13 protein-coding genes and 1 riboswitch are annotated in these 14,334 nt (G+C 35.3%); of the genes, 8 read left to right on the top strand and 5 right to left on the bottom strand.

Annotated elements, in window-relative coordinates; genetic code table 11:
• Positions 1-13 precede the first annotated feature (13 nt).
• Positions 14-1,798, bottom strand: a complete 1,785-nt coding sequence (gene thiC / locus BM121_RS06835; protein ID WP_091482678.1) for a phosphomethylpyrimidine synthase ThiC — start codon at positions 1,796-1,798, stop codon at positions 14-16.
• Positions 1,799-1,939: 141 nt separating this feature from the next.
• Positions 1,940-2,054, bottom strand: a riboswitch (TPP riboswitch).
• 729 nt (positions 2,055-2,783) lie between these two features.
• On the opposite strand from thiC, the gene BM121_RS06830 reads away from it, so the two are divergent.
• Positions 2,784-3,587 (top strand): class I SAM-dependent methyltransferase, encoded by an 804-nt coding sequence (locus tag BM121_RS06830; protein WP_091482676.1) that lies wholly within the window; start codon positions 2,784-2,786, stop codon positions 3,585-3,587.
• Positions 3,588-4,186: 599 nt separating this feature from the next.
• On the opposite strand, the gene BM121_RS21990 is transcribed toward BM121_RS06830, so the two are convergent.
• The 4 genes from BM121_RS21990 to BM121_RS06815 all read right to left on the bottom strand — a co-directional run bounded on the left by BM121_RS21990 (position 4,187) and on the right by BM121_RS06815 (position 7,128).
• Positions 4,187-4,351, bottom strand: coding sequence for a hypothetical protein (locus tag BM121_RS21990; protein WP_175495354.1), 165 nt, complete (start codon positions 4,349-4,351; stop codon positions 4,187-4,189).
• 200 nt (positions 4,352-4,551) lie between these two features.
• Positions 4,552-4,974 carry a VOC family protein gene (locus BM121_RS06825; protein WP_091482674.1) on the bottom strand — a complete coding sequence of 141 codons (423 nt, stop codon included), beginning with the start codon at positions 4,972-4,974 and terminating at the stop codon, positions 4,552-4,554.
• A gap of 144 nt (positions 4,975-5,118) precedes the next feature.
• On the bottom strand, positions 5,119-5,928 hold the full coding sequence (locus tag BM121_RS06820; RefSeq protein WP_175495353.1) for a response regulator transcription factor: 810 nt from the start codon (positions 5,926-5,928) through the stop codon (positions 5,119-5,121).
• Positions 5,929-6,003: 75 nt separating this feature from the next.
• Entirely contained in the window at positions 6,004-7,128 is a 1,125-nt protein-coding gene (locus BM121_RS06815) for an ROK family transcriptional regulator (RefSeq protein ID WP_091482671.1), read from the bottom strand.
• Positions 7,129-7,334: 206 nt separating this feature from the next.
• On the opposite strand from BM121_RS06815, the gene BM121_RS06810 reads away from it, so the two are divergent.
• The 7 genes from BM121_RS06810 (at position 7,335) to BM121_RS06780 (ending at position 14,308) form a co-directional block, all read left to right on the top strand.
• Positions 7,335-8,114 (top strand): SDR family oxidoreductase, encoded by a 780-nt coding sequence (locus BM121_RS06810; protein ID WP_091482669.1) that lies wholly within the window; start codon positions 7,335-7,337, stop codon positions 8,112-8,114.
• A gap of 37 nt (positions 8,115-8,151) precedes the next feature.
• Positions 8,152-9,498, top strand: a complete 1,347-nt coding sequence (locus BM121_RS06805) for an MFS transporter (protein ID WP_091482667.1) — start codon at positions 8,152-8,154, stop codon at positions 9,496-9,498.
• A gap of 373 nt (positions 9,499-9,871) precedes the next feature.
• Positions 9,872-10,714 carry a sugar phosphate isomerase/epimerase family protein gene (locus tag BM121_RS06800; protein WP_091482666.1) on the top strand — a complete coding sequence of 281 codons (843 nt, stop codon included), beginning with the start codon at positions 9,872-9,874 and terminating at the stop codon, positions 10,712-10,714.
• Positions 10,715-10,741: 27 nt separating this feature from the next.
• Positions 10,742-11,518: a sugar phosphate isomerase/epimerase family protein gene (locus BM121_RS06795; protein WP_091482664.1), complete on the top strand. Its 777-nt coding sequence runs from the start codon at positions 10,742-10,744 to the stop codon at positions 11,516-11,518.
• Positions 11,511-12,422 (top strand): AraC family transcriptional regulator, encoded by a 912-nt coding sequence (locus tag BM121_RS06790; RefSeq protein WP_091482662.1) that lies wholly within the window; start codon positions 11,511-11,513, stop codon positions 12,420-12,422. The genes BM121_RS06795 and BM121_RS06790 overlap by 8 nt, the downstream gene beginning before the upstream one ends.
• Positions 12,423-12,494: 72 nt before the next feature.
• Positions 12,495-13,442 carry a carbohydrate ABC transporter permease gene (locus BM121_RS06785; RefSeq protein WP_091482660.1) on the top strand — a complete coding sequence of 316 codons (948 nt, stop codon included), beginning with the start codon at positions 12,495-12,497 and terminating at the stop codon, positions 13,440-13,442.
• Between the two features lie 23 nt (positions 13,443-13,465).
• Positions 13,466-14,308: a carbohydrate ABC transporter permease gene (locus BM121_RS06780; RefSeq protein ID WP_091482658.1), complete on the top strand. Its 843-nt coding sequence runs from the start codon at positions 13,466-13,468 to the stop codon at positions 14,306-14,308.
• Positions 14,309-14,334 lie beyond the last annotated feature (26 nt).

Below are 14,334 nucleotides of genomic sequence, written 5' to 3'. Positions count from 1 at the left end.
ATATGATATGAAGTTACTGATATAATTTACTTCCAGCTTCTTTAAATTCGTTAGCTTTTTCTTTCATTCCTTTTTCAATAGCTTCCTTTGTATCCAGCTTGTTTTCTTTAGCGTAATTACGTATATCCTGAGAGATCCTCATACTGCAAAATTTCGGTCCACACATGGAACAGAAATGTGCTGTTTTTGCCCCTTCTGCAGGTAGTGTTTCATCGTGAAATTCTAATGCACGTTCCGGATCTAAAGATAAATTAAACTGATCTCTCCAACGGAATTCAAATCGAGCTTTTGATAAGGCATCGTCTCTTTTGTGAGCTCCAGGATGTCCCTTTGCTAAATCGGCAGCATGTGCAGCGATTTTATATGTTATAACACCTTCTCGCACATCATCTCGATTTGGTAAACCTAAGTGTTCTTTTGGCGTAACATAACAAAGCATAGCCGTGCCATACCAACCAATCATGGCAGCGCCAATAGCCGATGTAATATGATCATATCCAGGGGCTATATCAGTGGTAAGTGGTCCAAGTGTATAGAAAGGTGCTTCTTGACACACTTCTAGTTGTTTATCCATATTTTCTTTAATAAGGTGCATTGGAACGTGTCCGGGACCTTCAACCATAACCTGCACATCATGTTCCAAAGCAATCTTCGTTAGTTCTCCAAGAGTTTCTAACTCTGCAAATTGAGCTTCATCATTTGCATCTGCAATTGATCCAGGGCGTAATCCATCTCCTAAAGAAAATGATACATCATAAGTTTTCATAATTTCACAGATTTCTTCAAAATGAGTGTATAAAAAACTTTCTTTATGATGATAGAGACACCATTGTGCCATGATAGATCCACCTCTGGATACAATACCTGTTAAACGTTTTGCTGTTAACGGTACATATCTTAAAAGAACACCTGCATGAATAGTGAAGTAATCTACACCTTGTTCCGCTTGTTCAATTAAAGTATCACGGTATATTTCCCATGTTAGATCCTCTGCAACGCCATTTACTTTTTCAAGTGCTTGATAAATAGGAACTGTACCTACAGGGACAGCAGAATTGCGAATAATCCATTCACGTGTTGTATGAATATTTTTCCCTGTTGAAAGATCCATAATATTATCAGCACCCCAGCGTGTTGCCCAGGTCATTTTTTCAACCTCTTGTTCGATGGAAGATGAAACAGCAGAATTCCCAATATTCGCATTAATTTTAACATGGAAATTTCGCCCTATGATCATAGGTTCTGTCTCTGGATGGTTGATATTAGAAGGGATAATCGCTCGTCCTCTTGCTACTTCATCACGAACAAATTCAGGTTTCATATTTTCCCTTATTGCGATAAACTCCATTTCAGGAGTAATAATTCCCTTTTTAGCATAATGAAGTTGTGTGACATTGCTCCCTTTTTTTGCACGTAATAGTTTTCTTTCTAAACAAGGAAATACGTTATGATTGGCACGAGGATCATTCTCATCTTGATATCCATTATCCTCAGGCTTTATTTCTCGACCTTCATATTCTTCGACATCATTTCTTTCCTGGATCCATCTGCTTCTAAGTGTAGGAAGCCCTCTTGTTATATCAACCGAATAATTAGAATCTGTATACGGTCCGCTAGTATCATAGACACGGACTGGTGGATTCTCTTCTTCACCAAAGGTTCCTGTAGTCCGACTTAACTCAATTTCACGCATCGGTACTTTAATGTCAGCTCTAGAACCTTCTACATATACTTTTTTACTCCCTGAAAAGCTAGACATGATGGAAATGTTTTTTTCATTTACTGAGGATGTTGACATTGGTTAAATCTCTCCCTTTCAAAATAATAAGGGACAAGACCAAGAACATATCAAGTGGGTAATACAATAAGAAGACATAAAAAAGCCGGATCCATAAAAGGATGGACCCGGCTTTATATGTAGAAGTTTTATTCATAATAATGATGAGATTTCTAACTTCCCCACGCTGGTATGATCCAGATCAGGTCCAAAGGGTCAAGAAACTTCAACGTGTTTCTTTCTCAGCCCAACTTATTGGACTCCCCTAGTTATTTCTATTCTGTTTGTATCAACTATACACGATTTTCCATAAAAATGAAAGGATTTGTAAAAAAATATAAGCAACAGAAATTGGATTTGTTTTTAATATAATGTATTAATAATATTATAGTTGTCCAATAGGGGGAAATTATGTTTTCTGAAAAGCCCTGTTTAGTTTACAGAATTCATTTTTTCAATGATTGATATTAAATTTACAAACTCAATGTTTTGAAGAACTAGTTACCTATCTTCTCTTGTATAAGGACTATTGACACCCACTATGACGTTTAATAATTGTATATCCAAGAAATCACTCCTATAACTATGAAATAATCCGTCTAATAACAAATGAATTATCAAAAAATATAATTAACTAAATAATAATTAGCTTAGTATTTTGATATGTTCAACACTATTTTTTATGATACCTTTCAAGTATGGGTTTTCTGTTTATATTCGTTGATTTTAGGGTCGTTTGTCTAAGAAATTGAAATATGCCCATCATCGATTGGTTTACAGTACGAGTCGTTGATCCAGTTTCACATCAACTCGACCATAGGGAGTAATGGGTAGTGAGGACGCCTGTTGACTCATAAGATTTTTGTCCCGAGCGCCAAGCTTTTTCCTGATTTCTTCGTGCATTAGGTAATCACATAAGTAAATAGTTTTAATAAAGGGGTGGTTATCTTTTTGCAAAGCAACTTTTATAAGAATATACTGATAGCCAAGGGAAGGATGACAAAAAATGGAACATTATGGGGTTGGAATTTTTAGTCAGGATCATGAGGATGAAAGTAACCGGCTCAAAAGTATATCTGAAACCTTCGATCATGTAAGCTTTACCTACCTTAAAAATCGGGGATTGATAGAAGGTGGACGTTATTTAGATGTAGGTGCAGGTAACGGCAGTATAGCAAAGTGGCTTGCAGAACAACCAGAGTTGAGAAATGGAGAAATTGTAGCAGTTGACCGAGATATAAGAGAACTCCAAACGCAATCGCTTAGTCAAAGATATGAGAATCTACGCATAGCTGAGTATGATGTTACGCAGAACGATGAAGATTATCCATTTGGTATGTTTGACATGATCCATGCTAGAATGGTCCTTATGCATTTAAGAAACCGTGCTGAAGTTCTTAAAAAGCTTACTTCATGGGTTAAGCCTGGTGGATGGATAATCTTGTCTGATAGTGTGGATTTAATGACACAGAATTCAAATCATGAATCTTATCGAAAATTAATGTCTGTAATGTGGACTAAATTAAAAGAGGTAATTGGTAGTGACGTAGAATGGGCTTCTACGGTACCGCAACGATTGCGTGATACAGGCTTTCATAGTATTGGCATGGAAGCGTACTTACCTTCTTTAGACAACCAATCCCCTTCATCCATTTTTTGGAAAAAGACGTGGTATCAATTACGTGATGAGTTATTAAAGGATCCGAGTATTAATATGGATACCATGAAAAGAGCTGAGGAAATACTGTCTAATCAAGATTTTAATGAACTTTCCCCTGGTATTTTAACAGTTTGGGGACAGAGACCTTAAGTGTGATCTTTTTATACTTGCGGGCCAATAAAAACAGCAACATGTAGAAACGATAAGCTTCTAATTAACAAACCATCAGTATTAGTAGGGGTATCACCAATATTTCGGAAATTGTACGCTATGGCCTTGCCAAAAAGGTATTAATAATTAATAAACGGTACTTTGTTTTTGGCAATGAGTTTTGGTGCTGTAAATGCAATAATTTCAGTGCTTTTAATACTTGATTAAGGGTCGAACCACAAATGGATGTTATTGGAACATCCTTGTTATATCAACGGTTCCAATTTCAATGTACAATATTTCCGTTTTGTTGTCTGTACCCCTACTTAGATTTAAGATATTATGTCGTATTTCTCTATTAAAAGTATAGAAATGTTATAATAGAATTGTCAATAGATCGGCTTCCTGTGAGGGGTGGCACATCGGTATTACCTTCTTAAATATTTTCAAGAAGGAGGTATCGCTTATGGATGTCGAAAACGTTTTGACACTAATGATCTCTTTTGGGATGTTAGTTGCGTTTATCATGTCCAATAAAAATGATAAAAAATAACCCTTCACATACCCGATTGCATAATTGTTAACAACTGACTTTATCATTAAGAATAATGTCCACCGATTTTTTCATTTCTATTGATTGCTATGTCCTCTTTCATATAACTACTAGCCCTAACAATTGCTGTTGAATTATATTTATCATTAATGGCATTTATCACATGACCGATTATGTTATTATCCTCTTTATCAAATAACGACAGTTGCAATCCATTACCTTCACTTAAGTTCGTTATCGTGACAGATCTCCTAATTTTACTTGTGTCGTCGTAAAATTTATATGCATGGTAGCTTTTAGAGGTTATTTCCTATTTATAGCGCCAAAGAATCTATCGAAAAAAGTTTGTTCAAAATGGATTCAACTTTGAACTGATTTTTAAGCAAATCGTGCCTGATAATTTAAGTTGAATTATTCGTTGATCTCCAAATATGGATTCCATACTACTTCCCACAAATGGGCATCCGGGTCTTGAAAATAACCAGAGTAACCACCCCAAAAAGTGTCATGTGGTTGGACTGTTATAGTAGCATTGGCCTTTCTTGCTTGTTCCATAACTTTGTCAACCTCTTCTTTACTTTCTACGTTATGACCAATAGTAACTTCAGTAGGACTGGTAACGGTCTGTTTAATCTGAGCGTCATGTGCAATATCTTTGCGCTGAAAGATAGCAAGTTTTATTCCTGATAGTAAGTCGAAAAAGGCAACAGCACCATGCTCAAATTCTTTGCCAACTATACCTTCTGTTGGAAGACCCAATCCGTCTCGATAGAATGTTAAAGATCTTTCCAAATCATCTACACCTAATGTAATTACTGTAATTCGTGGTTTCATAAAATATCATACCTCCTAAATTGACATAGCAAGAAAATGTTCTTGTGGCGAAAGCATCATACACTCCTTTGGGTTAAATACATAGTATCATTTAGTTTAGCTTTTGGATTGTAAAAAACGGCCACATTTACTTAGTGGTACTGTTTATTTTAAAATTTCGTTTGGGGAGATGCCATAATAACGTTTGAAATGATTGATAAAGTGTGATTGATCAGAATATCCGTATTTTGCAGCAACATTAGTAAATCTATATTGATTACTATTATATAGCTCTTGCAGAACGCTTTGAAATCGAATGATACCTGAAAGTTCTTTTGGGCTCACCCCTAACTCCTTATGAAATGTCCTTCTTATATTCCTTTCACTGTAATGGAGTTTTTCTGCCAAAGAGCGAATTGAAATCACTCCATTATTAGCATAAATATATTGCAAACCTGTTTGTAACAAATAATTTGGTTTTGATTTGCTCAATTGTAAGAACTTCATTAGCTTTAGTTCAACCTTTTCAATTATTCTTGAAATTCCATTGGATGATATGATTTCTTCTGTGATAAATGTAGCTTCTCTTCCCCATATATCTTCGAGAAATACATGATTTTCAATAAATTCAGAAACGGGATGCCTTAAAAAATGGTGTACAGTATCTGAATAAAAGCGAATTCCAAATAAGGAGCATTTTTGAGTAAGATTTATGGATTCGAATTCAGTCATCAATCCAACAACAAAGGCTCCTTTTGAAAAAGAGGATGATCTCAGATCAAATATAATATCCGCGCAGCCATCCGGTATTATACGGTGCAATTTATTCTGTTCCGAAGAATGGAAATTAACGGTCCAATAGCAAGCTACATAAGATTCTAGGTTCTTATTTGGTAAATATTCTTGATATTGATAATTGGAATCTAACAATTCTTTTTGTAATATAGGTGGTTGCAAAGGAACATAAAATTGCATGTTGTTTCTCACCTCCTTGCCATCAATAAAGCTCATAATTTCTCGCTGGGTGTCTCACTGTATCTTGCTAGTAAGTCATACCGACTGTACAAAATCCAAGGTGAAGGGCAGTGCAGCCCCTTTTGGTACACCTTGCTCTGGAGCGCAACTAATATGAATGAATCGTTGTTCGGTTGGAAATGCTGTTTTCTGATTTACTTTTCCGTGTAACATCTCTAAATCGTGTTCTGTTATAAAAGGTGAAAGGTGACCTCCAATGATAAATTCCTGGTTGATGACAAGGTGCACATTGTTGATAGCAAAAGCTAAATTCTCTAAGAAGTAATCCCATCTTTTTAAATAGTCAGTTGTTCTTTTACGTAATTGATAGAAAAAGTCGTCTAATGTTTCCCCTGATTTTAATAATGCGCTAACTGAACAGTATGTTTCCATGCAACCTTTCTTTCCACAATAACAGAGTGGGCCATCAGAATTAATTGTCATATGCTCAACGGTGCCACTATGGCCCTCTTTTCCCATCTCAATTTGATTACGAATAATGATAGCACCACCAAGATGTGTTCCAACTGATAAATAAACGGCATCACCAATATCATCTCTAAGCCAAAGTTCTGTAGTCGCTGCACATTTTGCATCATGCATGAATTTACATGGATATGGAAGGTAATTGGAAAAAACTTCAATTTCCAATCCGGTACACTCAAGAATTTTCCCATAAGTAATGGTTTTCCCGTCAGCTGATGTGAGCGCTTGTACGGCGAAACCTATGCCTAGAACTTGTTCGGAAGATATTTGAGCTTCTGTAATAAATGTTTCGACTTCGTTACTTAATGCTTGGAAATATCTATTCTCTTGAGTAAAAGAAAGTGTAATTTGTTTGTGATGAGATACAGTCCCCAATAAATTTACTGCTAGTAGTTTAACCGTATGTTTTTGGATTTCGACACCTATACTGACGCGAGCTTTTGAATTAATGGCATAGGCTGTAGCACGTCTGCCAACAGAAGATTGAAATTGTCCACTTTTTTCAATAAGGTTTTCCTTTTCCAATCGGACAAGATTTTGTGTAATAGTAGGTAAACTCAATTGAAGCTGATTGGCTATTTCTTGTTTTGATATTTTTCCATTTTGATAAATAAGATGAAAAATTGCTGAATAGTTACCTTTTTTTATATCTTTAAATGTGATGTTATTCTCCATAAAAGTACCTCATTATATAAAAAGATTTTATAAAATTATTTTGTTTAAATATACCACATCCATCGTTATTCCTACAACATTCTTAAGAACTTAACTATATAGTCGTCGAAATTTTATGTTGACGTTTACATAAAACGGCTTTATTATATAAATATATTTTACAAAAAGGTTTTATAAAATAGATTTATGAAAGTGAGGGAGAAATAATGGGAATTATTGAAAAAATGAGATTGGATGGAAAGAAGATCTTTGTTACTGGTGGTGCGCGCGGAATAGGTAGAAGTGTCGCACTCGCTTTTGCAGAGGCTGGTGCTGATCTTGCGATTGTTGATTTGGATATAGAGGAGGCAAAAAAAACAGCGGAGGAAATAGCTGCGAAGAATGGTACCAAAGCTATTGCTATCAAAGCTGATGTTACCAATCCAGAGGATGTTAACGCCATGATTGATAAATTTTTAAAAGAATTTGACCGTTTGGATGTTGCTTTTTGCAATGCGGGAATTTGTATCAATACACCAGCAGAGGAAATGTCTTATGAGCAATGGAAAAAAGTTTTGGATATCAATCTCTCAGGAGTATTTTTAACTGCCCAGGCGGCTGGGAAAGTAATGCTCAAACAAGAAGGGGGCGGATCGATCATCAATACCGCTTCAATGTCAGGTCATATCGTGAATTATCCGCAACCACAATGTTCCTATAACGCCTCGAAGGCAGGTGTGATTCAATTGACGAAATCACTGGCAGTTGAGTGGGCAACAAGAAATGTCCGAGTTAATTCGCTCAGTCCAGGTTATATGGGTACAGAGTTAACCTTGAATTCCCCTAGTCTAAAACCATTGATTGAGCAATGGAGTGATATGACACCTGTAAAAAGAATCGGTAAACCGGAAGAATTGCAGTCTATATGTGTATATCTTGCTGGTGATACTAGTAGTTTCACGACTGGATCTGACTTTGTAGTAGATGGGGGCTTCACTAGTATTTAATGAAGCGTTATCAAAAATTGCGGAAAAGGTGATAGTTATGGGGAAGTGGAAAACGCGAATTGGATACGGTGTTGGCGATTTAGGGTGTAATCTAGTATTTAGTACGATGTCATCGTATTTACTGTTTTTCTATACAGATGTGTTTGGTATTACAGCTGCAGTTGCAGGGACATTGATGTTGGTAACAAAAATTATTGATGCATGTACAGATACAGGGATGGGGGTGCTTGTAGATCGAACCAATACTCGTTGGGGTCAAGGTAGGCCATATTTTCTTATTGGTGCCATTCCTTTTTTCATTTTCACTGTATTCACTTTTATTGTTCCTGATTTTAGTATGACAGGAAAAATCATCTGGGCATATGTCACATATTGCTTGTTAAGTACAGCTTATACAGTAGTTAATATACCTTTGAATACGATTGTTCCAAGGTTAACCTCTAATAATCATGAGCGAAATATTCTTGTTTCATCTCGTATGATATGTGCATTAATAGGAACTGCTTTAGTAATGTCTATTACAATGCCATTGGTTACTTTCTTTGGTCAAGGAGATACCCAAAAAGGTTTTTTAATTACGATGAGTTTATATGGCTTTCTGGCTATGTTAATATTTGTATTTACATTTAAGAATACAAAAGAAGTGATTCCACCGTCAGTTAAACCGGGGAAATCGTCTCTTAAGCAAGATTTAAAAGGGTTAACAGATCAAACCATCATTTTTTTCGTAATTAATTTTCTGTATTTCGGCTTATTCGTAATTAGAAATACAACGGTTATATATTATTTTACTTATAATCTAGGTCGTACAGAATGGTTAACTTTCGTGGGGTTATTTGGGATTTTATCAGGTTTACCAATGTTAATCATTTTACCATGGCTACAGAGAAAAATGGCAAAGAAAAATGTTCTATTACTTAGTGCTGTTATTTATATTGTCGGAGATTTACTGATTTTTCTTGGTAAGCCATCACCAGTTTTATTGATCGCCGGGCTTGCTATAACTGGACTTGGAATTTATGGCATATTTGGCAGCACTTTTGCTATTCAACCAGATGTCATCGATTACTCTGAATATAAGAAAAAGAAAAGTATCGCTGGATTGATTGCTGCCTTTCAAGGTTTTTTTGTTAAGGGGAGTATGGGGCTAGCTAGTGCTTTTATCGGCATGCTGCTTAGCGTGGGTGGCTATGTCCCAAATACGGAGCAAACAGCGACAGCACTGCAGTATATTGAATTCAGTTTTATCTGGACTCCAATTGTGATTTGCGTGCTCATTATGTTAGTGATGTCCTTTTATAAACTAGATGATAAACGAAGTATGATGGATGTGGAGTTAGAGCATAGACGTAAGGAAAGACACAAAGATGTAGTCAATATATGAACTTCAAACGAAAGGAAATATGAATGTTTAAAAGCTATCTTGTTATGAAGACAAGGTAGCTTTTATGTATGATGAAATCATTCATTTTTCAAGCGAAAGTTGCATAAAACAGTAAATACAAAACGATAATGAATAATTGACTAAACTTGCTTTTACTTGATCGAAATTGTTGTATATTTTATTAATTTTAATACTTTATGTACGTTGGAAACTGCAGTGATAAGAAACAGTCGATTTGTTCACGATTATAAAAAGCAATATCAGACAAAAATCCATCAATTAGATTATAGAAGGATGAAAATGTAAGTGTTATGATTAATATACGAATTCGGCAAATAGCATTTTAAAATAAATATAATAAGGGTGATTTATGATGAAGTTAACTGTTTTTTCTGTAATGACACCGGATATGGAACCAGAAGAGTTAATTGATGAATTAAAGCAACAAGGCTTTGATGGCGTAGAATGGCGATATAAAGAAATTCCGGCAGAATTAACTAAAGAACCCATTAGTTTTTGGGGGAATAACAAATGTACCCTTACCCCGGAGATTTCGGAAGAGGAAATAAAACAATTAAAGGCAAAAAGTGAAGCAGATCAGATTGAGGTCGTCAGTGTTACTCCATATTTAACGTCGGGCGATTTAGCTGGAACAGAACAAGTATTAAAAGTTGCAAAAGCATTTGGTGCCAGTTTTATCAGACTGGGAGTACCTAAATATAATCGATCAGAGAATTTCCATACACTTTTCGAAAGTTGTAAGCGTTATCTTGAAGAGTGCGAAATGTTGTGTAAAAGGTATGAGGTGAAAGGCCTTATTGAGACACATCATGGAACAATTGCGGCAAGTGCCAGTGCAGCTTATCGGCTAGTAGAAGGGTTGGATCCGGATGCGATAGGTGTCCTGTTTGATCCTGGTAATATGGTTCATGAAGGTTATGAGAACCATCGTATGGGCATGGAACTGCTTGGTCCATATTTAGCACATGTTCATTTAAAAAATGCAAAATGGATAAAGGATTCATCTAGGAATGACCATCAGTGGAAAGTAGGCTGGGAACTGGTAGACGAAGGTGTTGTAGATTGGGTACAGGTGATGGAAGATTTAAAATCGGTTAACTATGAAGGGTACATCGGTTTAGAAGACTTTAGTGCAAAAAAAGAAACAAAAGAAATACTAAAATATAATATGGATTGGATAAAAGATAGGGAATAGAACGATGGAACATTATAGGAGGAGAATATGAAAATAGGGTGTTGTGCTAGTATCGAAAATGTTGATGTCGTAGCTGCAGCAGGGTTCGATTTTCTCGAGTGTACGGTGGTTTCTCTTGTCCCGGAAAATGATGTTGATTACCAAAATATTCGCAAAAAATATTTTGATAGTCATTTGCCAGTAGAAGTGTGTAATGTCTTTTTACCAGGTCATTTAAAAGTAACAGGGAACGATGTAGATGAAACTGCAATAGAAATTTATTTGTCAAAAGCAATTCCACGGGTGAAAGAAATTGGTGCAGATACGATTGTTTTCGGAAGTGGTGATGCCAGATCCTATCCTGAAAATTTCTCCAAAATAGAAGCCGAAAAACAGTTAATTCGATTTCTGAAGATGACAACAAAACATGCTGAAGAGCATGATGTAACGATTGTTATCGAGCCCTTAAATAAAAAAGAAAGTAATATTATAAATAGTGTTCCTGAAGCGGTGGAACTAGCTGGAAAAGTAGATCATCCATCTATTCGAGTGTTAGCTGATTTCTACCATATGGAAGAAGAGCAAGAACATTTGCATCATATAGCTGATGCAGGTTCATTATTGGGCCATATTCATGTAGCAGATTCGGATCGATTAGCACCCGGAACAGGAACTTATCCTTATGAAACATTTACAAATAATTTGAAAGATATTAATTATCTCCTCCGGGTATCCGTCGAATGTGAATGGAGGAACTTTGAAGAAGAAGCAGTTAATAGTTATGAATTTTTAAAAACATATATTGGGAGTGACAATGATGAATAAATCAATAGAAAATCTATATGTTTATTACCGGAATATAGATATTAATTTTCATAAAAGTGATTTTTTTATTCACTCACATGATTACTTTGAAATTTATATGTTTCATAAAGGAGATTGCAAATACCTGATAAATGACCATGTGATTCAGTTACATGAGAACGATATTATTGTGATGAATGGATCAGCCTTACATGGACCTACACCCACGGAAGGTCAACCATATGAAAGAACTGTTATTGAATTTTCACCTGAATGGATGAGGTCGATTATTAACCAATTAAATGTGCCTGAAATCTTAACCCCTTTTGATCAACTTGGCAATATATTATTGCGAGATATAAATGTGCAGCAATTTGAAGAAATACATTCGTTGTTACAGAAAATTAATATAAAACAATTAAACTTGGAAAATTCAGCGAAAAAGTCGATTGAGAAACGGATGCTGAAAGGGGAAATTACGACATTATTGATTGAATTATTGTTTATTCTTTATGCATTAAGTAAATCTAAATTGACAAGTATGCCAGTAGGAAATACGAACAAGATGAAACATGTCAATAAAGTGATAACATGGATCGACTATCATTATAGCCAAAATTTAACATTAGACGAAATATCAGATCACTTGCATATTAGCAAATATTATATGTCTCGAATATTTAAGGATATTACAGGCATAACAGTAATGCAGTACATGATGCAACGCCGTTTATTACGATCAAAATACTTACTGGAAATGCATCCGGAAAAGTCGATTTTGGATATTGCATTAGAATCTGGATTTGAAAGTGCTTCTCATTTCAGTAGAAAGTTTCGTAAACATTATCAATTCACGCCAACTGAATATCGCAATAGAGATGATGATGATAAACCTAGTAACACGTTAATCAATCATTTTTCCTAAGTAATGTCAGATTCATCCGCATAAATGTAAACGTTAACAATAATGATTGATTTTTAAAAAGGAGGGGAAGGGATGGTTAAAGAAAAGCTACAAATCAATGAAAATGGCGTAGAGAACACAGTGACCATTAATGACGATGTCGAAACAATCAAAAGTAAAAAAAGAAAAGCTGCCTTTACATGGTATATATTTTTGCTACCAAGTTTTATTGGTATTTTATTATTTATGGTATATCCGATTATGGAATCATTCCGCTTAAGTTTTTTTAGATCAAACGGGACGATGGAAACATTTATCGGATTACAAAATTTTCAAAGGGTATTAACATCTAACACCTTTTGGAATACAGTCTGGAATACTTTTTTTATTGGTTTTTTTCAAATTTTTATTACTATTCCCCTTGGATTTATTTTCGCTTCCTTAATTAATTCGATTAGAAGAGGACAAAATTTCTTCAAGGTAATTTATTTTTTACCCAACGTAACATCTATCGTCGCGGCAGCTATGATTTTTCAATTTGTTTTACATCCTGAGATGGGAGTTGCAAATTATATATTAGATGCACTTGGTCTACCATCTTCGACATGGTTTTCTGATCCATCTACTGCTAAGTGGGGAGTGATTTTACTAGCCGTTTGGCATTGGATAGGTTTTGTCATTATTATTTGTTTAGCTAATTTACAAGCTATTTCTCCCGAAATGTATGAAGCTGCAAAAATAGATGGGGCTAGTGGGCTTCAACAATGGTTATTCATTACGATTCCCAACATGTCCGGAACCTTTGCTTTTTTATTAATTACTGGTTGGATCGGAAGTTTACAACGGTTTAATGAAGTCTATGTTTTAGGCGGGCCAAACGGTAGTCCAGCCCGATCAATTCAAACGATGGGTGCGTTTATATATGAAAGAGGTTTTACAGGATTTGAATTTGGGATAGCTTCGGCAGCGACCTATATTATGTTTGTGATTATTTTAATATTTACTTTCATTAATTTGAGAGTTTCGAAAATGCAACTCTAGTTTGATAATAAGGAGGTCAGAATATGGATCAGAAAACTAGTGAAAGAATATCAAATATAGTAAAGTTTATCATTTTGTTGGTATGCGGTTCATTGCTGATGATGCCATTTATCTGGGTGGTAAGTGTTGGTTTTGATCGAACGGCTAATATTACCATGCCTTTTCCACCTCGATTAATACCAGAAACAATATCAAGCTTTAACTATGGAATTGTTTTTGAGAATGGAAGGCTCATTCAATCTTATATTAACTCCGGTATTGTCACGACTAGTTCCGTTTTTTTACAAGTATCTGCATCTTTACTTGCAGGGTACGCCTTTTCCAAAGGTAACTTCAAATATAAACGGCTACTTTTTATTCTGGTATTGTGTACATTGATGATCCCAATGGAACCGAGATTAATTCCGTTATACACATTATTTAATAGTTTTAGCTTGTTAAATACCTTTTGGCCATTGATTCTGCCAACAGTTATTAATGGTATGCTGATCTTTCTATGTAAGCAATTTTTTGATCAGCTACCGACAACTCTTCGTGAAGCAGCACAAATTGATGGGGCTGGGGAGTTTAGAATATTCTTTACCGTTTATTTACCACTAGCAGGTCCCATTGCAGCAACAATGGTTATTCTTTCGTTTATATGGAGCTGGAATGATTTCATGTGGCCATTGGTTGTATTAAATAATCAGGATCTCCATACTGTTCCGTTATATCTCGCAAGTTTTTCTTTAGAAAATGGAACAAGTTTAGGAGGATTAACGATGGCCCTAGCTACTGTTAGTATTTTACCTATTGTAGTACTGTATCTTTTCTTGCAAAGGTACATTATTCAAAGTATCGCACTAAGTGGAGTGAAGGGAGAATGATGATCGGCTGTTCTGTTTCAGATAGT

It is taken from the genome of Gracilibacillus orientalis, assembly GCF_900114645.1.
Taxonomy (GTDB): domain Bacteria; phylum Bacillota; class Bacilli; order Bacillales; family Amphibacillaceae; genus Gracilibacillus; species Gracilibacillus orientalis.
Note: the sequence above shows the minus strand (reverse complement) of the source record. Positions and strands in the feature narration are given on the sequence as shown.